The organism is Spartobacteria bacterium UBA695 (assembly GCA_002298145.1).
In the GTDB taxonomy this organism is placed as follows: Bacteria; Verrucomicrobiota; Verrucomicrobiia; order Chthoniobacterales; family Chthoniobacteraceae; genus UBA695.
On record DBMP01000025.1, the window covers coordinates 233853 to 256532 of the forward strand.

The window sequence follows — 22680 nt, forward strand, 5'->3', positions numbered from 1 at the left end:
GCACCGTAGATCAAGTGAAGCTCGTTGAAGCGCCGGGCGCTTACCGCCCCTGGACGCTCTCCGCGAGCCGCTTGTGGTGATCCTGGATCGGGCGGACGTTGAGCCCCTTTTCCTTCATCGCCTCAATGCCGCTCAAGCTCGCTTTGGCGGCGTCGAGCGTGGTCATGATCGGGATGCGGTTGGCCACGGCGGCGCTGCGGATCTTCACCTCGTCCTCGCGCGGGATTTTGCCGCTCGGGGTGTTGATGACGAAGGCAATCTCGCCGTTCTTGATCATGTCGAGCACGTTGGGACGGCCCTCGGCGACCTTGAAGAGCTTGGTGACGGCCACGCCCGCGCCCGAGAGGGCCTTGGCGGTGCCGCCCGTGGCGAAGAGCTTGAAGCCGAGCTTGGCAAAGCCCGCAGCCAGTTCCACCACGTGCGCCTTGTCGCTGTCGCGCACGCTGATGAAGAGGTTGCCGCCCTTCGGGAGCTGCGGCTGGGCGGCCATCTGCGCCTTGGCGTAGGCCAGGCCGAAGGTGGAGTCGATGCCCATGACTTCGCCGGTCGATTTCATTTCCGGCCCGAGGGCGATGTCGACTCCCGGGAATTTGATGAACGGGAAGACGGCTTCTTTCACGGAGTAGTGCGTCGGCACGATTTCCTTGGTAAAGCCGATCTGTGCCAGCGTCTCGCCCGCCATGATGCGCGCGGCGTACTTGGCCAGCGGCACGCCGATCGCCTTGGAGACGAAGGGCACGGTGCGCGAGGCACGCGGGTTGACTTCGAGGATGTAGACGACCTCGTCCTTGACGGCAAACTGGACGTTCATGAGGCCCTTGACCTTCAGCTCCAGGGCCATGGCCCGGGTGGCGTCGGCGATGTTGTCCTTGACGGTCTGGGAAAGCGAGAAGGAGGGGATGGCGCAGGCGGAGTCGCCGGAGTGGATGCCCGCGTATTCGATGTGCTCCATGATGGCGCCGATGACGACGGTCTCGCCGTCGCTGATGCAGTCGACATCGACCTCGGTGGCGTCCTCCAGGAAGCGGTCGACGAGCACGGGGCGCTCGGGGCTGGCTTCCACGGCGGTGCGGATGTAGCGGCGCAGGTCGGCTTCGTTGTAGACGATCTCCATGGCGCGGCCACCGAGCACGAACGACGGACGGACGAGCACGGGATAGCCGATGCGGGTGGCGACTTCGACGGCCTCGGCCTCGTTGGTGGCGGTGCCGTTGGGCGGGCAGAGGAGGGCGAGCTTGTCGATCATCGCCGCGAATTTCTTGCGGTCCTCGGCGGTGTCGATGCTCTCGGGCTGGGTGCCCAGGATGTTGACGCCGTTGGCCTTAAGGCCGTTGGCGAGGTTGAGCGGGGTCTGGCCGCCGAACTGGACGATGACACCCCAGCACTGCTCCTGCTCGTAGATGTTGAGCACGTCTTCCAGGGTGAGCGGCTCGAAGTAGAGGCGGTCGCTGGTGTCGTAGTCGGTGGAGACGGTTTCGGGGTTGGAGTTGACCATCAGGGTCTCGAAACCCCTTTCGCGCAGGGCGAAGGAGGCGTGGACGCAACAGTAGTCGAACTCGATGCCCTGGCCGATGCGGTTGGGCCCGCCGCCGAGGATCATGACCTTCTTGCGGCCATCGGAGGGCTTGGTCTCGTTCTCGTCGCCGTAGGTGGAGTAGTAGTAAGGGGTGTAGGCCTCGAACTCGGCGGCGCAGGTATCAACGAGGCGGTAGGTCGGGATGATCCCGGCGTCTTTGCGCTGGCAGCGGATCTCGGCCTCGGTAACGCCCGCCATCTGGGCGAGCTGTTTGTCGGAGAAGCCGAGCTTCTTGGCGCGCAGGAGCGGAATGTTCTGCGGGTCGTTGACGTAGGCGATCTCTTCGTTGACGAGCTGCTGGATCTGCATGAGGAACCAGCGGTCGATCTTGGTGAGGTCGAAAATTTTCTCCAGGTCGAACCCGGCAAGGAAGGCGTAGCGCAGGTAGAAGACGCGCAGGAAATTCGGCGTGGCCAGCTTGCGGGTGATGAGATCGATATCCCAGGTGCCGTCGGGGAGCTGGGCGGGGAGTTTCTTGCCATCGTTACCGAGACCGGCGCGGCCGATTTCGAGCGAACGGAGGCACTTCTGGAGCGATTCCTTGAACGTGCGCCCGATGGACATCGCCTCGCCGACGCTCTTCATTTGCGTGGTCAGCGTGGAGTCGGCCTGCGGGAATTTCTCGAAGGCGAAGCGCGGGATTTTGACGACGCAGTAGTCGATGGTCGGCTCGAAGGAGGCGGGCGTTTCGCGGGTGATGTCGTTGCGGACTTCATCGAGCGTGTAGCCGACGGCCAGCTTGGCGGCGATCTTGGCGATGGGGAACCCGGTGGCCTTGGAGGCCAGGGCGGAGCTGCGGGAGACGCGCGGGTTCATCTCGATGACGATCATCCGGCCGTTCTCGGGGTTGACGGCAAACTGGATGTTGGACCCGCCGGTCTCGACGCCGATCTCGCGGATGACGGCGAAGCTGGCGTCGCGCATGACCTGGTATTCCCGGTCGCTCAAGGTCTGGGCCGGGGCGACGGTGATGGAGTCGCCGGTGTGGACGCCCATCGGGTCAAAGTTCTCGATGGAGCAGATGATGACGCAGTTGTCGTTGCGGTCGCGCATCACTTCCATCTCGTATTCCTTCCAGCCCAGCAGAGACTCTTCGACGAGCACTTCGCTCACCGGGGAAAGATCGAGGCCGCGGGCGATGATGGTATCGTATTCCTCGCGGTTGTAGGCGATGCCGCCGCCCGCACCGCCGAGGGTGTAGGCCGGGCGGATGATGAGCGGGAAGGTGCCGATCTCAGCGGCGACTTTGCGGGCTTCCTCGGGAGAATGGGCGGTGCCGGATTTCGGCACGTCGAGGCCGATCTTGATCATCGCGTCCTTGAACTTCTGCCGGTCCTCGCCTTTTTCGATGGCCTCGGCGTTGGCGCCGATGAGCTTGACCCCGTGGCGTTCCAGCGCGCCGTTGCGCACCAGTTCCATGGCGGTATTGAGGGCGGTCTGGCCGCCGAGGGTGGGCAGGAGGGCGTCGGGACGCTCGGCCTCGATGATTTTTTCGACGACTTCGGCGGTGATCGGCTCGATGTAGGTGCGGGAGGCGAACTCCGGATCGGTCATGATCGTGGCCGGGTTGGAGTTCACCAGCACGACTTCATAACCCTCCTCCGCCAGCGCCTTGCAGGCTTGAACGCCGGAATAGTCAAATTCGCAGCCCTGGCCAATAACAATGGGGCCGGAGCCGATGAGGAGGATTTTCTTGAGGTCGGTATTCTTAGGCATCGGGTAAAAACGTGCCGGAAACTAGAGCATCTGCCGAGTCAACTTTCCAGAAAAATGAGTGACCCGCTCATGGTTATGAACCGCGGGATAAGACTGCGCCTTGTTCCCGAACTTCATTTGGGGACGCCAGCGCACCGGCAACTCACGGGCCACAATGGGCGTTGAGGGCTCAAGCGCGTGCCGAAATGGCGTTTCGGCACGAAAAGAAGAGTGCAAGAACAGGGGCCGCAGCCGCCTGAAGGCTATTCCACGATCGGCTTCCCGGCGTCGATGCGGCGCTGGTAGGCCCCTTCGCGGCGGTCGAGGGACTCCTTCTGGCTGGGGTCGATTTTGCGCATCTTGTTAAAGAGCGCCTCGGTGTAGGCCTTGGCGGCGGCTTTGTACTCGTCGCTTCCCTCGGGGGTGGACTGTAGTTTCTGGAGCGCCGAGGCGACTTTCGGGTCCTGGAGGGCCGCTCCCTTGGTCTTGGCGTAGGCCTCGGGAGATACTTCCCGAACCGGGGTGGCCACGGGGGTCTCGACGACTTTGGGGGTCGGGGTTGCCTTGGGCGTTGGGGTGGGCTTGGGGGTCGGTTTCGGAGTGGGCGTAGGCGTCGGGGTCTCGACCGGGGAAGGCTTGGGCGTTGCGGTTGGCTTGGGCGTGGCCGTGGGTTTCGGGGTCGCCGTGGGTTTGGGCGTGGGCGTGGCAGAGGGCTCAGCGGTAGGAGCTGGAGCCGGGGTGGCAACCGGGGTAGCCGTTGGAGAAGCCTTGGGACTCGCGGTCGGCTTGGCGCTCGGAGCCGCCGAGGGGGTGGCCGCCGGTTTCACGGCTTCGGGTTTGGCGGCTCCTTTTTTAACCGGGGTGGCCTCGGGAGCGGGCGTGGCCCCCTTGATCCCTTCCTTGGGGGAGGCGATGCCCTTTTTAGAAGCCTTCGGCGTCTGAGCAGGGGTGGCCTTCGGGGCTTTTTCGCCGCCGAACATATTGCGGAAAAACCCAAAGAACCCAGAGCGTTTCCTGGGGGCGGGCGTGGCCTCCGGGGTGGGGGCAGGGGCCGCCTTTTTCTTCACCGCCGGGCGGGCGCGTTTGACCGGTTCCGGAGTCGATTCCCCAGGGGTGGCGGCAGCGGGCGTGGCCGTGGGAGAAGAGGAAGCCGAGGCGCTGGGGGCGGGAGCCACGGGGGTATTCGGCTGGTCGGGGGTCACGGAGACTTGCGCCAGGGCGCTCGAAGCGCAGGCCAGCAGGACGAAAGGAATCTTTTTCATGGGGGAGGTAATCGCCTATATCAGTAACAGGGCTTTTTTCAATCGGCAAGTTACGGTTGAGTACGGCGAAAAATAGGCCCAAAGTAAGGCTTCAAACCATGTCTCATCTTCTTTCCGAACCATTCCGCCGCTGCTGGGCGGAAATCGACCTCGACGCGCTACGCCACAACGTCGGGGCGATCCGCGACCATGTGGGGCCGAATGTCAACCTCATGGCCATCGTTAAGGCCAATGCCTATGGCCATGGCGTCGTGGAACTTACGCGGGAGCTGCGCTATCTGGTCGAGATGTTTGGCGTCGCCAGCGTCACCGAGGCGCTTCAGCTCCGCCGGGTCGCCCCGGACACCCCCATCGTCGTCCTCGGGCCCGCGCTGGCCGAGGAGCGCGAGGCGATGGTCCGCAACGGTTTTATCCCGGTCCTTTCCTCTCTGGAGGAGGCGCGAGCCTACTCAGCCCTGGCCAAAGCGCTGGAGCTAAAGGCCCCCTACGCCGTTCATCTGAAAATCGACACCGGCATGGGCCGCATCGGCGTCTGGCACGAGGAGGCCCTGGAGGTGGCCCGAGCCATCGCCGCGCTGCCCGGCCTGAAGCTCGCGGGCGTGGCCACCCACCTGCCCGTTCCGGACGAGGACGCCCAGTGGACCCGCAAGGAGCTGGACCTCTGGAACCGCCTCATCGCCAGTTTCCGCGAAGCCGGGCTGGAGCCGGGCACCGTTCACGCGCTGGCCAGCGGCGGCCTCGTCCCCTTCGCGCAAGAGGCGCTGGGCAAGGGGGGCAACCCGGACGTGGTGCGCCCGGGGCTGGTCCTCTACGGCGTCTCCCCGTTTCCGGAATTTCAGGATAAAATCCAGGCGGTGCTGACCTGGAAATCCCGCGTAACGCTGATCCGGGAGGTTCCCAAGGGGCGCGGGGTCAGCTACGGACGCACGTTTATCACCCCGGCTCCGATGCGGATCGCCACGATTTGCGCCGGGTACGCCGACGGCTACCAGCGCCACCTCTCGGGCTCTGGAGTGGAGGTCCTCATCCGGGGCCACCGCTGTAAGCTCTTGGGCCGGGTGACGATGGACCAGATCCTGGTGGACGTGACAAAGGTGCCCGAAGTCGCCGCTGGGGACGAAGTGGTGTTGCTCGGTCGCCAGGGGGACGAGGAGATCACCGCCTCCGAGCTGGCCCGGAAAGCCGGCACCATCCCGTGGGAAATCTTCACCTCGATCAGCCCGCGCGTGATGAGGTATTACATCTAGCTGCTAGACCGCGAGGGGGTGACGTGATACGAAGAGACCCCTCTCCACTCTTTCACCCCGCTTTTCATGTTCCAGATCGTCTTTAACGAAATCAGCGCCGCCGAGATGTCAGCCCTCCCGATGGACCTCCAGCTTGAGCTGCTCGCCGAATTCCAAATCCTACCCGAAGACCTCGACCAGCTCGACCCGGTGCGCTTCGGCCACATCGAGCGCAACGGCAAGACGCTCCACCGCTGCCATGTGAAGGATTTCCGGATTTACTTTGAGAAAACGGCGGAGGGCATCGCGATCGACCGGGTGCTGCACAAGAACACGATCCGGGATTTTCTCTTCCGCTCGAACCTCCCGATGGTGGAGGAGGACAAGACGCTAGGCGAAAAGCCGGGCTTCTGGAAGCTCATCGAGGAAGGGGAAAAGTCGGGGAAGAAGTAGGGGGAAGGCTCCCATGCGCCCCATCCCCCTTCTTCCAGCTCAAGGCGGCGGCCCGCATTGGGCCCAGCAGGTCACCAGGGGAACCTACCTGCCCCATATCGACGGGATGCGCTGCCTTGCGGTCGTCCCGGTCCTGCTTTTTCACCTGGCAAGCAGCCTCTGCCCGGCGGGATTTGTTGGAGTGGATGTCTTTTTCGTCATTTCTGGCTACCTGATTTGCGGAGGGATATTCCGCGACCTTGAACAAGGGACGTTTTCGCTCCGGGCATTCTACTTCCGCCGCATCCGCAGGATTTTTCCAGCCTATTTCACAGTGATGGCCGTGGTGCTGCTCGTGGGGTTGCTCTTTTATCACTGGGCCCGCGTGGTTCCTCTGGCACAGACGGCGCTCTTCAGCTCATTGTTCTCAGCCAATCTCTATTTCTGGTTGGATACGGGCTATTTCCAGCCCAACGCCCACGCCAATGCACTGCTGAACCTCTGGTCGCTAGGGGTTGAGGAACAGTTCTACATCGTTATTCCGGTCGTCACGCTCCTGCTTTGGAAGCTCACGAAACGCTGCGTCATGCCGGTGTTTCTGACATGCCTTTGCGGATCACTAGCGATTTGTCTGTTTCTCGGCATGCGGGGGGATTCCACTACGGCGTTTTACACCCTTCCGACGCGGGCATGGGAGCTCTTTGCAGGGGCGCTTATCTCCCGCCTACCCTCTGCGGGGAAGGGCCTGCGAACCGATCTCCTCTCATTACTCGGACTACTGCTTCTCGTGGCTTCATTTTGGTGCCTGAGCGTAAAAAAGACCTACGAAAACGGGGGAACGAACGTGGAGCTGATCCTGCCGTTTCTGGGCAGCCTGGGCATTCACCCCTTTCCCGGGTGGGTCAGTCTTCCAGCTGTCGCCGGAAGCCTTCTCCTGCTGCATTACGGGGCGACCGGGGCAACGGCACCGCTCCTGGGCTCACCCCTGTTTGTGGGCATCGGCAAAATCTCCTATTCGCTCTACCTGTGGCATTGGCCGGTCGTCTGCTTCGCCCGGTACGTCAGCTACGACCACAGCCATCCCGCCCTAATGGCAGCGGCGGGCGCTTTCTCGTTCGCGGCAGCTTACCTTTCCTGGCGTTTTGTGGAACTTCCCTTCCGCCTAAACCGCCAGTTCACCCCGCGCCGGGCTTTTACCTGGACCGCATTGGCCTGCGGAAGCCTCGCGGCGCTCTGCACAGTTTTGATCCAAACGGAGGGGCTGCGGCACTTCCTTCATCAGGATGCCGCCCGTTGCACAGCTGCTCCCCGCCCGTTCCTCTCCAATTTCAATAAATTCCGCCAAATCCCCGCATTTCACCCTCCGGCCTATCCCTCGCTCGATCCCCATTACGTCGAACCTATGGGTGCCCCCGGGAAACCGACCTTTTGCCTGCTGGGCGATAGCCACGCAGAGGCGCTCCTGCCGGGCCTGGACCGAATCGCACGGGAACAGGACCAGTCCGGGCTCTTTATTATCCAAAGGATTCATCCGGTCATCCACGAGCCATCGGCCCCACCCGAAATGAAGCTTTTCGAATGGATTGCCGCGCACCCGGACATCCACGACATCTACCTGGTAGGCCGCTGGCTCAAGGAATACCGGATCGAAGGAAGCATTCCTCGGTTAGGCGAGAAAGGGCGGATAGCTCCACTCATGATCGAGGAAACAGCACTCAGCCGGATCGAGTCGGACTTCCAACGCACCGCTGAATGGTTTACCCAGCGAGGCAAGAAGGTCTATCTATTCACTACCGTCCCAGAGTACGGCTACGGCGTTGCCGATATCGCCGCCCGCAGCCGGATCATCCCCAACCCGTATCCCATCGAGTTAACGCGCCAGGATTACGAAAACCGTCAAGGGTCACTGACCTCAATTTTTTCCAAGCTGGAACAACAGGGACTGGTGACCATCGTGCCGCTTCATGCCAGCCTCTTCGCACACGATTGCTCGGTTTACATGAGCCCCGAAGGGCAGCCGTATTACTCCGACGGGGACCATCTTACGGCAGCGGGGGCCACACTTGTCAGCCGGAGCATCGCGCCCCTGCTTTGGCCGAAGCCGCTCTAGCCCCGTCTACTTCCGCTCCAGCCCCTTTATGAAATCCTGCGGGCTCTTTTTGTAAAACCGCTGCCCCAGGCGGAGCGCCTCGGCGTAGAACTCCGGCTCGCGCGCGTCGATCTCGCCAATAATGAACGCCGACTGAACACCTGGCCCGACCAGCTGCTGCACTCCGGCGCGCAATGCGTCGAGGTCGTGGGCGTCCCCTGCCATTCCGCCCATGTCTTTGAGCTTCATAATCAAGCGGCGTACCTTGCCCGGTGAGAAGGAGGCTCGCACGATGCGCAGGTGGTACCAGAGTTCCTTGACCCGCTTGCGCCATTCGTGGAAGGCCTCGGGGCTCGGCTGGGCGCGGTAGGCCTCCAGGGTCCGGCGGCCTTTGCGGTAGGCGCGCTGCACCTCGGCCTTCAAGTCGTCGGAGGTCAGCGCGTCCAAGGGCCAGCTCTGGACCCGGCGGCGGGCTTTCTCCAGAAGCCGCAGCACACGCCGCACGGTTTCCTCGCTCGAAGCCGCCACGCGGTCCCGGTCGGCCACGAGAGCCGTGCGCACGGCACTAAATTCCGCCGGTTCAGCCGGGGCGGTGCGGATGAGGGCCTCCAGGGTCCGGAGGCGCACGTCGGCATCGCGCATCGGCCCAAGAAGGTGGGAGATTTCACCGAGCGCCTTTTTTTCCACCTCGCGGCGGCGGGGTTCGAGCCTCCCGGAGACCAGCCGGAAGGCGGCCCGGAGCTTTTTGAGCGCCTTGCGTGCCTCGTGGACGGAGCGGACGGGGTCGGAATCGTTGTTGAGCGCTGCGCGCGCGGTGTCGATCTGTTTGCGGGCGATCCGGCGCAGCCCCTCGCCGGGGGCTTCATGTGCTTGGAGATAAAGCGGCGGAGGGTTCATTCGCGGGCCAGGATGCGGTTGCTGTAATGGGAATCGGCGCTGACATCGCGCCCGAACCATGCCGGGGGGACAAAAGCGTGGGCCTCGGCCTCGGTGGGGAACTCGACCTCGACCACGAGCAGGCCCTCGTTCAGGCCGCCGTAGACATCCACCTCCACCGTCAGGCTCCCCAGGGGGAGTTCGTGCCGGGTTTTGCGCAACCGGTGCCCCCGGGTCAGCGGCCAGAGCGCGTCGAACTGGCTCGCGCTCAGCTCAACCTCCAGTTCCGCCCGCGCAAACCCATTGGGAGCCCCCTTCACGGTGATATAATACGCGTCTGCCTTCCGGCGCAGCCGCACCTGGCGGCCATGCGGCTCCACGGCCAGGTAGCCCTGGTCGATGGGCACCCCGTCCGTCCGGTCGAAACCGTCCGGGAGCGCCTTGACGAGAAATTTGCGTTCGATTTCCTGATTCATACCGGCGGCTTTTTCTTTGCCGCTTTGGGAGTTGTCAGCTTTGGCTGGAAGGGCAACAATAGGGGGTCTTTCCGAGAATTGGAACCAAATAGCCGCTGCCAGCTACCCACCGACTTCCCCATGAAGAAACGCGTTCTCATTCTTTCCGCCAGCGCCGGTTCGGGCCATGTACGGGCCGCCGAGGCACTTGCGAAAGCTTTCGCCCGGGAGCCGGGCGTGGAAGCCGTCAAACACCTCGACGCGCTGAAATACACCAACAAACTTTTCCGCAACTTCTACTCCAAGTTCTACATCCGGCTCGTCAAGTCGGCCCCGGAGGTGCTCGGCTGGGCCTACAAAGCCAGCGACGAACCGTGGAAGACCGACACGATGCGCCTGCGGCTCGACCGGCTCCAGTCCCTGCGCCTGGTGCGCTTCATCCGGCGCTTTCAGCCCGATATCGTCATCTGCACCCACTTCATGCCCACCGGGATCATCGCCCACCTGATCCAAAAGGGCCTCATCCAGACGCACCTCTCCGTGGTCGTGACCGATCTCGACATGCACGCCATGTGGCTTTCGCGCACCTTCCACCGCTACTTCGTGGCCATCGAGGAGACCAAGGCCCACTTGATCGCCCTGGGGCTGCCGCCGGAGCGCGTGACGGTCTCCGGCATCCCCATCGACCCCGTCTTTGCCCAGCCCGTGGACCGCGGGGCGCTGCGCCGGGAGCTGGGGCTCGACCCGGAGCGCTTCACGCTGCTCTTCTCGGCGGGCACCTTCGGAGTGGGCCCGGCGGGCATCGCCGTCGCCAAGCTGCTGCAAATCCGCCACGACATGCAGATCGTGGTCATCTGCGGCAACAACCCGGAGCTGAAGGCACAGGTGGAGACGCTCATCGGCGACGATCACCCGAACATCAAAGTCCACGGCTACACCCGGCGGATGCACGATTTCATGAAAGCGGCCGATCTCTACCTGGGCAAACCCGGTGGCCTCACCACCGCCGAGGCGCTCGCCTGCGGCCTGCCGATGGCCATCCTGGGCCCCATCCCCGGCCAGGAGGACCGCAACAGCGACCATTTGCTCGAAGAAGGCGCGGCAATCAAGTGCAACGAGATGACGACCATCGCCTACAAAATCGACCGCCTGCTCGACTCCCCCGGCCACCTGGAAAGTATGCGCCAGAACGCCACGCGCCTGGGCCGTCCCGACGCGGCGGAGACCATCGTGCGCACGTTGCTGGAGGACGACCTGCCACCGTTGCAAATCGACGACGACCAGAGCGTGCAGATTGCCGAAGCCGCCTCGGGCGAACGGCCCACACTCAACCCATAGTCCCCATGTTTACCGACTACCACACCCACACGCCGCTCTGTCACCATGCCCAGGGCTGGCCCCGGGACTACGCTCAAGCCGCCGTGGAGCGCGGCCTGGATGAGCTCGGCCTGGCCGACCACAGCCCGATGCCAGCGCGCCTGGAGCCCTTCGACGACTGGCGGATGAGCCTCGCCGATCTCCCCCGCTACTTCGAGGCCGTGGAAGAGGCGCGCGCAGCCTTCCCGCAATTGCCGATCCGCCTCGGGCTGGAGGTCGATTACCTGCCCGGCCACGAAGCGTGGATCGAGGAGCTCTCCGGCATGGCCCGTTGGGATTACTTGATCGGCAGCGTCCACTACATCGCCCCCGGCTGGGATATCGACAACCCGGCGCACATTTCGCGGTTCGAGTCCGGGTCGGTGGAGGAAATCTGGGACCTCTACTTCAAGGCCCTGGAAGCGTGCGTGCGCACCCGGGCCTTTGACTTCATCGCCCACCCGGACCTGCCAAAGAAATTCGGCCACCGGCCCCAGGGTGACCTCCGGCGTTTTTACGAACCGGTCATCGCGGCGCTGGCGGAGACCGGCACAGCCTTTGAGATCAACACCGCGGGCCTGCGCAAACCGGCGGGCGAATGCTACCCTGACGCCCTCTTCCTGCACCTCGCCCACGAGGCCGGAGCCCGGCTGCTCATCAACTCCGACGCCCACGCCCCGGCGGAAGTCGGCGCGAATTTCGACGACGCGCTCGCGCTCGCGAAAGCCGCCGGGTTCACCGAACTGGTGCGCTTGGCCGGGCGGCAAAAGCAGCTCGTTCCCATCGCATGAACCTGCGCGCTCGCGACCGCCTCATCCCCTTCCCGCGCAGGCCGCTGGTAATGGGCATCCTTAATCTCGAAAGCAACTCCTTCTCCGGCGACCGCATCGAAGGCGTGGACCTGGCTCTGCGCCGCGCCCGCCAGATGGCCGCCGAGGGGGCCGACTTCATCGACGTGGGGGCCGACACCGCCTCAACCGCCACCCCCACGATCTCCGAGGCCGAGGAAACCGCCCGCCTGCTCCCCTTCGTGCGCCGGTTCGTGGCCGAGTGCGCCGATTACCCCCGCCCCGCCGATCCCGAGGGGCTCTTCCCGCCGCTGCTTTCGATCAACACCTGGCGGCCCGCCGTGGCCCGGGCGGTCCTGGCCGAGGGGGGCGATCTGCTCAACGACCTCGGCGCGCTGCCGACCCCCGAGAACGCCCGCATCTGCGCCGACACCGGTGCGGCGCTCCTCATCATGCACAACGAAGGGACGCCCAAAGTCTACCACCCCTACCACGCATACCCCGATGTAATGGCGAACCTCCGCGCGTTCTTCGAGGAAAAAATCGCGCTCGCCGAGACGGCGGGGATTTCGCCCGAAGCGCTTGTCCTGGACCCCGGCATCGGCTTTTCCAAGCTACGGGACGACAACCTTGCCATACTGCGGCATATCGACCAGCTTCACTCTTTCGGGCGACCCATCCTGCTACCCGTCTCGCGCAAGCTCGTCATTAGCGAAGTGCTCGGCGGCATTCCAGCGGCGGAGCGGGACGCGGGGACGGTCGCCTGCATTGTGAGCGGACTGCGGCGCGGGGCTCATATTTTCCGCGTTCATAACGTCCGGGCGGCAGTACAGACGATCCAGACCGCCGGGCCCGTGCTGGCAGCCGCTACTTCCGCTTCGGCTTAAGCCCCAAGTGGCGCAGGAGCAGCGCCGGGCGCTCGGCGTGGAAGCGTTCGTCGCGGCAGCTCGCGCTAAGGCCGCCCCCTTCGTAATCCGCGATAATATCGTTCACGAAAATTTTCTCGATCCTCCAATCGCCGAAGCAGCGGATATTAAGCGCGTAATCGGCCAATGTCGGGTAGCGCAGTTCGAAGCCGCCGTGGCGGGCAAAAACGCGTCGATCGTAGAACACGGCCTGCTGGCAGGGCGTGCGGGTGCGGAACTTCTGCGCCGTCCAAGCGCCATCCCAGACGACATTGCGGTCGCGCATGAAAACGTTGCCATAAACGAACCCGATGCCCCGCCGTGGGATGCACGCAGCGACCCGCTCCAGCGCGCCGTCGCGCAGCGTATCGCCCGCGCCGAGAAAGTAAAGGTAACGCCCTGAGGAGCGCGCCACGCCTTTGTTCATGGCATCGTAGACCCCGGCGTCGGGCTCGGAAACAGCGCACGCAATCTCCCCGGCATGCGCGCACAGAACGCCCGCAGTCCCGTCGTCCGAACCGCCGTCCACCACCACCAGTTCCCACAGCTCCCGGGGCTGGCACAATACCGAGGCGATGGAGCGCTCCAGCTTTTCAGCAGCGCGAAAGGTGGGGATGACCACGGTGAAAACCGGGCCGCTCCCGGGCTCGGGAACCGGCTGAAACCATTCGCGCATCCGTTGGGAAAGAGTGGGTAGAGGCATGGGCAATGAAAGCGGGGATGGTTTAGCAGTTCAGCGAATGCTCCTGGGCCAGCGCCTGCAAATCGGCTGCCACCATTTCGCGCACAAGGTCCTCGAACGAATGCCGCGCCGTCCAGCCGAGCGCGGAGTGGATCTTCGCCGGGTTGCCGACCAGCTGCGTCGGCTCCAGAACGCGCTCCAGCTCGGCGTCGTACTCCACGTAGTCGCGCCACGGAAGGCCGACTTCGTTGAAGGCCGCCTCCACGAAGTCCCGCACGCTGCGGGTCACGCCCGTGGCGACCACGTAGTCATCCGGTAGGGAATGCCGGAGCATCATCCACATGGCCCGGACATAGTCGCGCGCATGGCCCCAGTCGCGCCGGGCCTCGATATTACCCAGTACCAGTTTTGTTTGAAGGCCGAGCTTGATCGCCGCCGCCGCTCGCGTGATCTTGCGCGTAACGAACGCCGCGCCGCGCCGGGGGGATTCATGGTTGTAGAGAATGCCGTTGCAAACAAAGAGCCCGTAGGACTCGCGGTAGACGCGGGCCGTGTGAAGCATGAACGCCTTCGCGCATCCATAGGGGCTCGTGGGCCGGAAGCGCGTCTCCTCCGTCTGGGGCGACTCCGTGGCCGCTCCGAAAACCTCAGACGTCGCAGCCAGATAGATCCGCGCACGGCTGCCCGATTCGCGGAGGCATTCCAGCAACCGCAGCGAAGCCATCGCCACCTCCTCAGCGGTCGGCTCAGGAATCTCGAAGCTGCGCCCGACATGGCTCTGGCCGCCCAGGTGATAAACTTCGTCAGGCCGGACCTGCTGGAAGATCGCGGGCCACAGGCAGCGGTCCGCAAGGTCGCCGTAATGGAAGAAAAGCCGTTTACCGAGCACCTCGGGATCCGCCGCCAGGGGCGCGAGCGCCGATTCCTGAACCCGGCCCGCCCGGCGCACGAGGCCGTGGACTTCGTAGCCATTGGCCAAAAGCAGCTCGGCGAGGTAGGAACCATCCTGCCCGGTAATACCGGTGATCAGGGCGACGGGGCGGGGTGACGGAGTATTGGCCATTGTGGGGGCGTTTCAGGCGTACCCCCACGCTTCAAACGAGATCCCTCCCCGGAGGAATCCACCGATAAGCCCAGGGGCGCCGCACATCCTTGTGTGCCCCCGTTATCGCTTAATTTTCTTCGTTTGGAAAGACCGGAAGCGCGTTTTTACCCGCGTAGGCCTCGGCAAATTTTTCCCCAAAGGCCAGCGCCTCGCCGATAATCTTCTCCATATCCATGTAGCGGTAGGTCGCCAGGCGGCCGAGGAAGGAGACCCCCGGCTCCCGCGCCGCAAGCGCACGGTATTCTCTTAGCAGCGCGAGGTCGCCATCAAGGCGCTTGGGGTAATACGGAACATCACCGGGCTCGGTTTCCTTGCTGTATTCCTTAAAGTAGACCGTCCGCGCATGTTCCTCCCACGGCGTAAAGTGCCGGTGCTCGTGAATGCGCGTGAAGGGGAGAGCGGCGTCGCTGTAGTTGAGGACGGCATTGCCCTGGAAATCCCCCTCCGCCTCGCCGCGTTCAAAAGTCACCGTCCGGTAGCCGAGGCGGCCAAGGCGGTAGGCAAAAAAGGCGTCGATGGGGCCGGTGTAGAAAACATGGCTTCCCTCGCGGGGCGCGCCCGGGTCAAAGCGCTGCCCGAGCTTCACGTCGATGGCCGGGTGATCGAGGATCTTCGCGACGATCGCGGAATAGCCTTCCTCGGGGATCCCCTGCCAGCGGCTGTTGTAGTAGTTGTCGTCGTAATTAAAGCGCACGGGGAGGCGCTTGAGGATGGAGGCAGAAAGCTCCCTCGGCTCGCAGCCCCACTGCTTGCGCGTGTAGCCGTAGAAGAACGTCTCGTAAAGCTCGCGCCCGATCATCTTGAGCGCCTGCTCCTCGAAGTTGCGCGGCTCGCCGATGGACTTGTCACCCAAGGACGCAATGAAAGCACGGGCCTCCGCGGGGTTGAAGGTTTTGCCGAAAAACTGGTTGATCGTGTGGAGGTTCACCGGCAGGGAAAACACGCCGCGCGGAGTGACGGCTTTCACCCGGTTGACCCACTCGCGGAATTTCCCAAACCGGTTGACGTACTCCCACACGTGCGCCTGGCTGGTGTTGAAAATATGGGGCCCGTAGCGGTGGACCATCACCCCCGTGGCGGCGTCGCGCTCAGTATGGCAATTCCCCGCCACATGCGGGCGCTCCTCAACAATGGTGATCCGGCAGGGAAGGCGTTCGACCAACGAGCGCGCGAGAACGGCACCCGAAAAACCGGCGCCAACGATGATAAAATGAGGAGAAAGTTGATCCATGGCCACTCCCTATTCGTTTGAACCAACCGGCCAGGGGAGTCAACACTTCCCCATAAAAATCGACCTGCTCCAGAGTAGCGGCTTCCGCCTCAACCGGTCTACCCCGCGAGGATCACAGATACCCTTTCAGGCCTTCTGCCAGCTCGGCGGTGAACGGAATCCCGAGAGCATCCGCCCGCTCCAGCACCGTCTCGACCAACCACGCGCATTTGAGATCCTCGGGAACGGAGCCGCCCGCCGCGGGAATCCGCACGTCCTCGACAATCACGCGCGCCAGGGCCAGGAGCCACTTCACGGGCGGCTCGGGCGCATAGCGCATGACCACGCTCAGGATCTCCTCATGCACCCGCAGCCGCTGGCTGAGCGTCTTGGTGGCCCCGTGCAGCCGCGACCCGGCGAGCACCGCGCACCCCAGGTAATCAAACCGCACCGAGCGGCCCGCCCTCAGCCAGTATTCATAATCCATCGCCCAGTTGAGCCGGTCGTCGAACGTGCCACAGCGCTCCATAAGCTCGCGCCGCCAGAAGACGGCGGGCTGGCAAAGGTAGCAGGTCTGTAGCAGCCGCCGGTAGTTCCACGGCTCGGTCGGGTAGCGCTCCATATTGGAGCCGTCCGCGTGCAAATGCCACGCCGCGCCGTAGACCGCAAGCGAGTCCGGGTGCGCGTCAAAATGCTGCTCCACGCGCTCAAGGGCCCCGGGAAAATAGACGTCGTCTGAATTAAGGTACGCGAGCACCTCGCCACGCGCCTGCCGCAAGCCCTGGTTAATGGCGTCCGTCTGGCCTCCGTCCGGGCGCGAGACATACTGGATCCTATCACCATAGCTTTCCAGAATATCGACCGTGCCATCGTCGCTGCCGCCGTCGAATACGAGGATCTCCAGATCCGCCCGGTTCTGCGCCAGCAAGCTCTCGATCGTATACCGGATGAAGCGCGCCTGCCGGTAGGAGGGGATGACCACGCTGAATTTCATAACGCATCCTCCTTCCGGGCGGAAAAGAGCGGAATGCAATCGCCCTCCGCGTTTCCGGCCATCACCGCTTCGATCGCCACAACCGCCTCCGCCGCTCCAGGCTCGGTAGAATCAGCTTCGCAACCGGCACGCCGCTCTACGATGACCCGCAGCACGCGCCCTAGAGGGCGGCAGTCAAAGGCATACTCAGGATGATCCTCAAACGTGAACGATCCGAAGGCGGCGTCGCCCAGGTAACAGCGGTAACGGTTTTGCGGAAACTTGCCGCTGACGCGCACGCGAAGAGTCCAGCGCGCATCGGAGGAGGGAGTCGCCACGGAGAGCGCGGCCCGCCCATCGAGCGCCAGGGGCTTGCGGGGGAAGCCGTGACGTCCCGCGGCAGTCTGCCTCCAGACGTCGATTAGTTTGCGCGTCTCGATGCCCAGGTCGAAGCACCGCAACCGCCGCCCGCCGCGATACCGCAGCGTCTCGCGCAGCGACCCGTCGCCCGCCAGCCTCAGCATCGCGGCGGCGATCGACTCCGGATCGTGCGGATCGAAAAACAGCGCCGCATCCCCGGCGATCTCCCGGAGCGAAAAATCCGGGCTCGAAAGAATCGGGACTCCGTACCCCATCGCCTCCACCAGCGGGATACCGAACCCTTCGTGCAGCGAGGGGAAGACCAGCGCCCCAGCGTTGCGCCAGAGTTCGCCAAGCCGCGCGTCGGAGACGTACCCGAGGAACTGGACGTGTGCCTCAATGCCGAGGGTCTTTGCAAGAGCGCGCAGTTCCCCCGCACGAGCGCTCTCATGGAACGTCAGCGCCAGGTCCCATGCTCCCTCCCCTGCCCGTCCACGGTAGCGGCGGTAGGCCTGGAGCAGTACCTCATGGTTTTTATGCATCCAGAGATTGGCTGGATAAAAAAAATACTTCGTCGTATTAAGTACTGCGCTTTGTGGGACATTGGGTGGCGTTGAGTCGTTTACCACGGCCCGCTCCAGGCGCTCCTGCACCGGCAGGTAGGTAAAAAACAGCTGTTCCTCGGGCACGCCGTAATGGTGCACCATCCGCTCCATCCCGTTGCGGCTGATACACTGAACCCGCTCGGCGGTGGCCAGCGTATGGATCACGGACTCCTCCCGATCGGCTATTTTCTGCGTATTTAATGTTTTTGGATAATCCTTGTGCAACAGATCGACGATCATCGCCACCGTGGGAACGCCCTCCGCCGCGAAGCCGCAACCGCCCGTCGGCGCGTAAAGCAGATCAGCCCCGATGTCCTTGATAAAGCCGGGCGGCGGGTCCGGGAGGCGGTATTCGCACTCCGGTTCGACAATCTCAACCGAGCAGGATGGGTCCTCCTCCACGCACACGAGCAAATCTCCCGGCCGAGCCACGGCGCGCACCTCGCCGTGCGTTCGCGAGTGGGTCAGGTAGATAAAAAAGATCGACTCCCCGGCGATGCGCCCGGCCTCGGTGAGCATTGCATAGATGGCAGGCTTGATGCCGCCGTTGACGCCGCCGCCGCGCAGCGAGGTGAGGTCGACCGCGATGCCCAGCGGCCGCCTGCCGTAGATGAAATCATCCATGAGTTGCAATTATCCTGTAATATCCTTGTCCGACGCCCCCGGGGCGCTCAATTTCTCCACCCGCGCTTCGAGCTCGGCCACCCGCCCGGAGAGCGCCCGGACCCGTGAAAGCAGAGCCGATTGCTGCATGGCCAGCGGGCCCGTGAGCCTCGCCATTTGTTCGGCCTCTCGCGCCAGCGCCTCGGCGGCGGAAATCAGCGCTTCGTCAATGGCCTCCTGGTTGCGCCGCAGCGAACGCAGCAAACGCGGCCAGCGGGCGGCTTTGAGGTGCTTGCCTCGGGCCCGGTCCAAGGCTTCGACGGCTTTCTGCAAAGCCGTTTTTTTGCGGGGCGCGGGTAGCGGGGGCAGTTCGTCTCCGGAGCCTTTTCTGCGGGCCACCTCGGCGCGAATGCGCTCGATGGCCTCTCCGGGATTCTCCGGCGGGGTTGGTTGGGGTTCGTTCATTCCTTGATGACGCTATCCGGGGCCTGGGGCTGAAGTTGATGGTAGGTTTCCAATGCGGCGCTCCGGTTTTCACGGATACCGCGCCGAGGATCGCTCCCCTTGCGGAAACGGACCGGCGCTTCCCCTATATCGCGCCAGAGCACGGAGTCGCGTGGATTCAGGACTTATTTTCCGCTTTGGAAGGCCATTTCTCCGGGTTTTCCCTACCCGGCAGGCAGGGAGAGCCCTACTCTTCGGCCACCGTCTGGATGCGGCGCGTAACCATCCGCTTGACGAGCACCAGCACGCCGATCAGGGCCACCACGCCCACGAGGGTCATGGCTTTCGCGGCGGGCGAGTGATTCACGTCGCTCAGCTGCCGCCCCGTCGATCCCAAGGTCACAAAAACGATCTCCCCAGGCAGCATCCCCGCCATGGTGGCGATCAGGTAGTGGCCAAAACGGACATTGGTCAGGCCGTAGGCGAAATTGGAGACCCCGAAGGGAATGGGGCAAAGCCGCAGCAGCCCGATAATCTTCCAGCCTTCGCGCCGGATCGCCTGGTCGATCATGACGAATTTCGGGTTTTTTTGCAGATACTTAGCCACGCGGTCCCGGGCGACGTAGCGGCTAAAGAAAAAGCCCAGGGCCGCTCCGAGCGTTGATCCGGCGATAATGCCCAGCAACCCGCCGTAGACCCCGAACATCAGCCCCCCGATCACGGCAAACGGCACCAGAGGCAGCCCCAAAAGGCTTAGCCCCGCGAACGAAAGGAAAAAAAGGAACGCCCCCGTGAGCCCCATGGACCCCAGGCTGCGCAAATACGTTTCAAGCCACGGCATCATATCAATATGAAGGGGAGGTAGTATGGAGCCTCCGAGGGAAAAAGCAACCCCTTCGCAAATTGCCCTACCCCTTGACGCGCTCGGAAGGGCGGATTTTTGAAAGCGCCGAACGGCTGCGGCGGCTGTGACTCACCCAGACCGTACAAATCCGCGACACCTTGTTCATCTCGTCTTCCGGGAACCGGATGGGGTGCGGATTTTTGACATAATGCTCGAAGAGCTTCGTAAACGCCGCGTCCAGATCCGCCTCCGCCTGAGCAAGGGCCTTCTGCAAAGTCGCCCGGCGCTCCTCGGCATCCATGATGACTTTCGCATACTTACATAGCGAGAGATGCTTCATAATCTGCGGATGTTTCGCTCGCGGGAAATCGGGCCCGTGAGCCAGCTTTCGTTGCGTCTTGCCTCCTCAATCAGGGCCGTGACCGCCAGCAAAAGCAGCGCCTCTGGATCAGTCTGGTTTTCTCTCGCAATGCGATCCAAAGCCTCGACTTGCTCACCTGGAAGCTGCAAATCCTGCGAATTCATGTGGCCAGTTGTGGCACAATTTTCCTAGCTGTACAAGCGGGAATTCCGTGCATATTGCAGCACAACCCACTACAAGTGGCCACAACTGCTGTGAACTATCCATCTCTCAACTTTCGGCTGAATGCGGAGCAGCTGGCGGCGCTCCGGGAAATTGCACAGAAAAACGGGGTTAGCACCGGCCAACTTGTTCGATGGGCCGTCGATGCCCTGATCCGCCAGGTGGACCGTAATCAAGGACGCTTAATTCTGCCCATCGACTTTTCTTACGAAAAGAAGGCGATATAAGCTTCCCATTCCCCCCATCGTCACGAAGCCAAGGATGGCGAAAAGAGCAACCAGCTTTCCAAGCTCACCTTAAGCCTTTCGCTTGCTGGCGCATTGTCCCAAATACGGTAAATTGTCGTTGGAAAAAAGACGGGCCGCCCCGTGACGCGGTACGCGCCCGTCCAATTTCTACCAATCCCCGACCAGCAATAACGATGACCATCGGCCTCACCATTATTGATATGCAGAACGACTTTGTTCTGCCCGAAGCACCCGCCTGCATCCCGAATGCCCATGCCACGATTCCAGCAATTCGCTTGGCCCTCGATTTTTTTCGCCGGGAATCGCTCCCCATCTTCCATATCATCCGGAATTACCGCCCCGACGGCAGCGATATCGAGCTGACCCGGAGGGCCGCATTTCTGGCCGGTCCGAAATATGCGCTACCGGGAACCCGGGGAGCCGAAATCGTTTCTGAGCTGGCTCCGCTTCCCGGGGAACACGTGATCGTAAAGCCGCGCTTTTCGGCCTTTATGGGAACCGAGTTCGACCTCGTCTTGCGGCGCTGCGGCGTGACTCATTTGGCAATTTGTGGCACGCAATACCCTAATTGCATCCGCGCTACCGCCTTCGACAGCATCAGCTACGGCTACCCAACCACTATCCTGGTGGACGCCACCTCCGCGGCAACCCAGGAGGTCGCCCTCGGCAACATCCGGGATATGCAAGCCATCGGGATCGAATGCATTCCCTTCCAGGAATTCGCGCAAAAGATCCGCCCAGCCAATCCCGCCGCGTAATACCAAAGCACCGCCTGGCGGAACGCAAAAAAAGGAGAGAAAGATCGCTCTTTCTCTCCTTTAAGATTTTGCAGTTGGTCGAAGCCGTTTACGGCAGGTCGGTCGCGCCCATCAGGTAGCGGTCGATTTCGCGAGCCACGCCACGGCCTTCGTTGAAAGCCCAGACGACGAGGCTCTGGCCCCGGCGGCAGTCGCCCGCGGCAAAGACGCCGGGGACGTTGGTAACGTATTTCTCGTGTTCCGCCTTGATGTTGCTGCGCGGATCGCGCTCCAGCTTGAGGGCGTCGGGAACGGTCGCTTCGGGCCCGAGGAAGCCAAGGGCGAGCAGGACGAGTTCCGCCGGGACGACCTTCTCAGTGCCGGGGACATCCTGCGGGATGAACTGGCCCTTGTCGTTTTTCTTCCACTCGACCTGGACCAAATGGACCTCTTTCACGTTCCCCTGCTCGTCGCCGATGAAGCGCTTGGCAGTGGTCAAGAAAATGCGCGGGTCGGCTCCGAACTTGGCGTCGGCTTCTTCCTGGCCGTAATCGGTCTTGAGGACCTTGGGCCATTCGGGCCACGGGTTGCTCGCGGCGCGTTCGAGCGGCGGCTTGGGCATGATTTCCACCTGGGTGACGCTGGCCGCGCCGTGGCGGATTGAAGTGCCCACGCAGTCGGTGCCGGTGTCGCCACCGCCGATGACAATCACATGCTTACCCTCGGCGCTAATCGGGGCCGGGCAGCCGTCGAGGAGGGCCTTGGTGTTACTCCCCAAGAACTCCATGGCGAGGTGAATGCCTTTGAGCTCGCGGCCTTCGAGCTTGAGGTCGCGGGCATGGGTCGCGCCGAGGCAGAGGGCCACGGCGTCGAAGTCGGCTTTGAGCTTCTCGATGGAGAGATCCTTGCCGATCTCGGTGCCGGTGACGAAGGTGACGCCTTCGGCCTTGAGCAGTTCGATGCGGCGAAGCACGACGTTCTTTTTGTCGAGCTTCATGTTCGGGATGCCGTACATGAGGAGCCCGCCCGGACGGTCGGCGCGTTCAAAAACGGTGACGGAGTGGCCCGCCTGGTTCAACTGAGCGGCGGCGGAAAGACCGGCGGGGCCGGAGCCGACGACGGCGACTTTCTTGCCGGTGCGTTTTTCCGGCGGGCGCGGGGTGACCCAGCCCTCTTCCCAGCCCTTGTCGATGATGGAGACCTCGATGTTTTTGATCGTGACCGGGTCGCCATTGAGGCCGACGGTGCACGCTCCCTCACACGGGGCGGGGCAGACGCGGCCGGTGAAGTCGGGGAAGTTGTTGGTCTTGTGCAGGCGTTCCAGCGCTTCGCGCCAGAGGCCACGGTAAATGAGGTCGTTCCACTCCGGGATGAGGTTGTGGATCGGGCAGCCGCTGGCCATTCCGGCAAAGAGAACGCCGGTGTGGCACCAGGGGGTGCCGCAATCCATGCACCGCGAGGCCTGGGTTGCCAGGGCCTTGGGGTCCGTCGGGTTGTGGAATTCGTTCCAGTCTTTAACGCGTTCCAAGGCCGGACGGTCGAGCGGCAGTTCGCGGGAGTATTCTAGGAATCCTGTGGGCTTACCCATGGTGTGTGATGCTTAAAGTGTTCGCTTCTTGGGTGAAA

General features: G+C 63.2%; 22 protein-coding genes. 8 read left to right on the plus strand and 14 right to left on the minus strand.

Going from position 1 to position 22680, the window contains the following annotated elements; translation table 11 throughout:
* Positions 1-40: 40 nt before the first annotated feature.
* Positions 41-3292, minus strand: coding sequence for a carbamoyl-phosphate synthase large subunit (gene carB, locus B2828_RS14960; protein WP_479634572.1), 3252 nt, complete (start codon positions 3290-3292; stop codon positions 41-43).
* 242 nt (positions 3293-3534) lie between these two features.
* Positions 3535-4533, minus strand: a complete 999-nt coding sequence (locus B2828_RS14965) for a hypothetical protein (protein WP_479634573.1) — start codon at positions 4531-4533, stop codon at positions 3535-3537.
* Positions 4534-4631: 98 nt separating this feature from the next.
* Between B2828_RS14965 and alr the strand changes: the two genes are divergently transcribed.
* The 3 genes from alr (at position 4632) to B2828_RS14980 (ending at position 8301) form a co-directional block, all read left to right on the plus strand.
* Positions 4632-5780 carry an alanine racemase gene (alr, locus tag B2828_RS14970; protein WP_479634574.1) on the plus strand — a complete coding sequence of 383 codons (1149 nt, stop codon included), beginning with the start codon at positions 4632-4634 and terminating at the stop codon, positions 5778-5780.
* 66 nt (positions 5781-5846) lie between these two features.
* On the plus strand, positions 5847-6212 hold the full coding sequence (locus B2828_RS14975) for a hypothetical protein (RefSeq protein ID WP_479634575.1): 366 nt from the start codon (positions 5847-5849) through the stop codon (positions 6210-6212).
* 13 nt (positions 6213-6225) lie between these two features.
* A complete protein-coding gene (locus B2828_RS14980; RefSeq protein ID WP_479634576.1) occupies positions 6226-8301 on the plus strand; it encodes an acyltransferase family protein in 2076 nt (691 codons plus the stop codon).
* Between the two features lie 6 nt (positions 8302-8307).
* Here B2828_RS14980 and B2828_RS14985 read toward each other — a convergent pair whose 3' ends face one another.
* Positions 8308-9177, minus strand: coding sequence for a CHAD domain-containing protein (locus B2828_RS14985; protein WP_479634577.1), 870 nt, complete (start codon positions 9175-9177; stop codon positions 8308-8310).
* Positions 9174-9632, minus strand: coding sequence for a CYTH domain-containing protein (locus B2828_RS14990; RefSeq protein ID WP_479634578.1), 459 nt, complete (start codon positions 9630-9632; stop codon positions 9174-9176). Before B2828_RS14990 ends, B2828_RS14985 begins: the two co-directional genes overlap by 4 nt.
* A 120-nt stretch (positions 9633-9752) precedes the next feature.
* Between B2828_RS14990 and B2828_RS14995 the strand changes: the two genes are divergently transcribed.
* The 3 genes from B2828_RS14995 to folP are packed head-to-tail and all read left to right on the plus strand — an operon-like array spanning position 9753 to position 12642.
* Positions 9753-10949, plus strand: coding sequence for an MGDG synthase family glycosyltransferase (locus tag B2828_RS14995; RefSeq protein WP_479634579.1), 1197 nt, complete (start codon positions 9753-9755; stop codon positions 10947-10949).
* 5 nt (positions 10950-10954) lie between these two features.
* Positions 10955-11758 (plus strand): histidinol-phosphatase, encoded by an 804-nt coding sequence (locus B2828_RS15000; RefSeq protein WP_479634580.1) that lies wholly within the window; start codon positions 10955-10957, stop codon positions 11756-11758.
* Positions 11755-12642, plus strand: coding sequence for a dihydropteroate synthase (gene folP, locus B2828_RS15005; protein ID WP_479634581.1), 888 nt, complete (start codon positions 11755-11757; stop codon positions 12640-12642). Before B2828_RS15000 ends, folP begins: the two co-directional genes overlap by 4 nt.
* Here folP and B2828_RS15010 read toward each other — a convergent pair.
* The 9 genes from B2828_RS15010 to B2828_RS15050 all read right to left on the minus strand — a co-directional run bounded on the left by B2828_RS15010 (position 12623) and on the right by B2828_RS15050 (position 20011).
* Complete coding sequence (locus tag B2828_RS15010) at positions 12623-13363, minus strand: glycosyltransferase family 2 protein (protein ID WP_479634582.1); 741 nt, start codon at positions 13361-13363, stop codon at positions 12623-12625. The two genes, folP and B2828_RS15010, sit on opposite strands and share 20 nt — an antisense overlap.
* Positions 13364-13385: 22 nt before the next feature.
* A complete protein-coding gene (locus B2828_RS15015; protein ID WP_479634583.1) occupies positions 13386-14405 on the minus strand; it encodes a GDP-mannose 4,6-dehydratase in 1020 nt (339 codons plus the stop codon).
* A gap of 109 nt (positions 14406-14514) precedes the next feature.
* The gene (locus B2828_RS15020; RefSeq protein WP_479634584.1) at positions 14515-15678 is read right to left on the minus strand and encodes a UDP-galactopyranose/dTDP-fucopyranose mutase family protein; all 1164 of its coding nucleotides are present in this window, start codon (positions 15676-15678) and stop codon (positions 14515-14517) included.
* A 112-nt stretch (positions 15679-15790) separates the two neighbouring features.
* Positions 15791-16651 carry a glycosyltransferase family 2 protein gene (locus B2828_RS15025; protein ID WP_479634585.1) on the minus strand — a complete coding sequence of 287 codons (861 nt, stop codon included), beginning with the start codon at positions 16649-16651 and terminating at the stop codon, positions 15791-15793.
* A complete protein-coding gene (locus tag B2828_RS15030; protein WP_479634586.1) occupies positions 16648-18219 on the minus strand; it encodes a glycosyltransferase family 4 protein in 1572 nt (523 codons plus the stop codon). Before B2828_RS15030 ends, B2828_RS15025 begins: the two co-directional genes overlap by 4 nt.
* A gap of 9 nt (positions 18220-18228) precedes the next feature.
* Positions 18229-18663, minus strand: coding sequence for a hypothetical protein (locus tag B2828_RS15035; protein ID WP_479634587.1), 435 nt, complete (start codon positions 18661-18663; stop codon positions 18229-18231).
* 226 nt (positions 18664-18889) lie between these two features.
* Positions 18890-19486 (minus strand): TVP38/TMEM64 family protein, encoded by a 597-nt coding sequence (locus B2828_RS15040; RefSeq protein ID WP_479634588.1) that lies wholly within the window; start codon positions 19484-19486, stop codon positions 18890-18892.
* A gap of 64 nt (positions 19487-19550) precedes the next feature.
* Complete coding sequence (locus B2828_RS15045; protein WP_479634589.1) at positions 19551-19826, minus strand: hypothetical protein; 276 nt, start codon at positions 19824-19826, stop codon at positions 19551-19553.
* Positions 19823-20011 (minus strand): hypothetical protein, encoded by a 189-nt coding sequence (locus B2828_RS15050; protein ID WP_479634590.1) that lies wholly within the window; start codon positions 20009-20011, stop codon positions 19823-19825. Before B2828_RS15050 ends, B2828_RS15045 begins: the two co-directional genes overlap by 4 nt.
* A 90-nt stretch (positions 20012-20101) precedes the next feature.
* Between B2828_RS15050 and B2828_RS15055 the strand changes: the two genes are divergently transcribed.
* Positions 20102-20296, plus strand: a complete 195-nt coding sequence (locus B2828_RS15055) for a hypothetical protein (protein WP_479634591.1) — start codon at positions 20102-20104, stop codon at positions 20294-20296.
* Between the two features lie 194 nt (positions 20297-20490).
* On the plus strand, positions 20491-21075 hold the full coding sequence (locus B2828_RS15060) for a cysteine hydrolase family protein (RefSeq protein ID WP_479634592.1): 585 nt from the start codon (positions 20491-20493) through the stop codon (positions 21073-21075).
* A gap of 88 nt (positions 21076-21163) precedes the next feature.
* Here B2828_RS15060 and B2828_RS15065 read toward each other — a convergent pair whose 3' ends face one another.
* On the minus strand, positions 21164-22642 hold the full coding sequence (locus B2828_RS15065) for a glutamate synthase subunit beta (RefSeq protein WP_479634593.1): 1479 nt from the start codon (positions 22640-22642) through the stop codon (positions 21164-21166).
* Positions 22643-22680: the final 38 nt, after the last annotated feature.

What these genes read in the sequence shown, in the direction of transcription:
- B2828_RS15045 (WP_479634589.1), bottom strand. Translation starts at nt 19,826, where the DNA reads ATGAAGCATCTCTCGCTATGTAAGTATGCGAAAGTCATCATGGATGCC.
- B2828_RS15000 (WP_479634580.1), top strand. Translation starts at nt 10,955, where the DNA reads ATGTTTACCGACTACCACACCCACACGCCGCTCTGTCACCATGCCCAG.
- carB (WP_479634572.1), bottom strand. Translation starts at nt 3,292, where the DNA reads ATGCCTAAGAATACCGACCTCAAGAAAATCCTCCTCATCGGCTCCGGC.
- B2828_RS15025 (WP_479634585.1), bottom strand. Translation starts at nt 16,651, where the DNA reads ATGAAATTCAGCGTGGTCATCCCCTCCTACCGGCAGGCGCGCTTCATC.
- B2828_RS15065 (WP_479634593.1), bottom strand. Translation starts at nt 22,642, where the DNA reads ATGGGTAAGCCCACAGGATTCCTAGAATACTCCCGCGAACTGCCGCTC.
- alr (WP_479634574.1), top strand. Translation starts at nt 4,632, where the DNA reads ATGTCTCATCTTCTTTCCGAACCATTCCGCCGCTGCTGGGCGGAAATC.
- B2828_RS14980 (WP_479634576.1), top strand. Translation starts at nt 6,226, where the DNA reads ATGCGCCCCATCCCCCTTCTTCCAGCTCAAGGCGGCGGCCCGCATTGG.
- B2828_RS15035 (WP_479634587.1), bottom strand. Translation starts at nt 18,663, where the DNA reads ATGAACGAACCCCAACCAACCCCGCCGGAGAATCCCGGAGAGGCCATC.
- B2828_RS14995 (WP_479634579.1), top strand. Translation starts at nt 9,753, where the DNA reads ATGAAGAAACGCGTTCTCATTCTTTCCGCCAGCGCCGGTTCGGGCCAT.
- folP (WP_479634581.1), top strand. Translation starts at nt 11,755, where the DNA reads ATGAACCTGCGCGCTCGCGACCGCCTCATCCCCTTCCCGCGCAGGCCG.
- B2828_RS15020 (WP_479634584.1), bottom strand. Translation starts at nt 15,678, where the DNA reads ATGGATCAACTTTCTCCTCATTTTATCATCGTTGGCGCCGGTTTTTCG.
- B2828_RS15030 (WP_479634586.1), bottom strand. Translation starts at nt 18,219, where the DNA reads ATGGATGATTTCATCTACGGCAGGCGGCCGCTGGGCATCGCGGTCGAC.
- B2828_RS15050 (WP_479634590.1), bottom strand. Translation starts at nt 20,011, where the DNA reads ATGAATTCGCAGGATTTGCAGCTTCCAGGTGAGCAAGTCGAGGCTTTG.
- B2828_RS15040 (WP_479634588.1), bottom strand. Translation starts at nt 19,486, where the DNA reads ATGATGCCGTGGCTTGAAACGTATTTGCGCAGCCTGGGGTCCATGGGG.
- B2828_RS14990 (WP_479634578.1), bottom strand. Translation starts at nt 9,632, where the DNA reads ATGAATCAGGAAATCGAACGCAAATTTCTCGTCAAGGCGCTCCCGGAC.
- B2828_RS14965 (WP_479634573.1), bottom strand. Translation starts at nt 4,533, where the DNA reads ATGAAAAAGATTCCTTTCGTCCTGCTGGCCTGCGCTTCGAGCGCCCTG.
- B2828_RS15060 (WP_479634592.1), top strand. Translation starts at nt 20,491, where the DNA reads ATGACCATCGGCCTCACCATTATTGATATGCAGAACGACTTTGTTCTG.
- B2828_RS15010 (WP_479634582.1), bottom strand. Translation starts at nt 13,363, where the DNA reads ATGCCTCTACCCACTCTTTCCCAACGGATGCGCGAATGGTTTCAGCCG.
- B2828_RS15015 (WP_479634583.1), bottom strand. Translation starts at nt 14,405, where the DNA reads ATGGCCAATACTCCGTCACCCCGCCCCGTCGCCCTGATCACCGGTATT.
- B2828_RS14985 (WP_479634577.1), bottom strand. Translation starts at nt 9,177, where the DNA reads ATGAACCCTCCGCCGCTTTATCTCCAAGCACATGAAGCCCCCGGCGAG.
- B2828_RS14975 (WP_479634575.1), top strand. Translation starts at nt 5,847, where the DNA reads ATGTTCCAGATCGTCTTTAACGAAATCAGCGCCGCCGAGATGTCAGCC.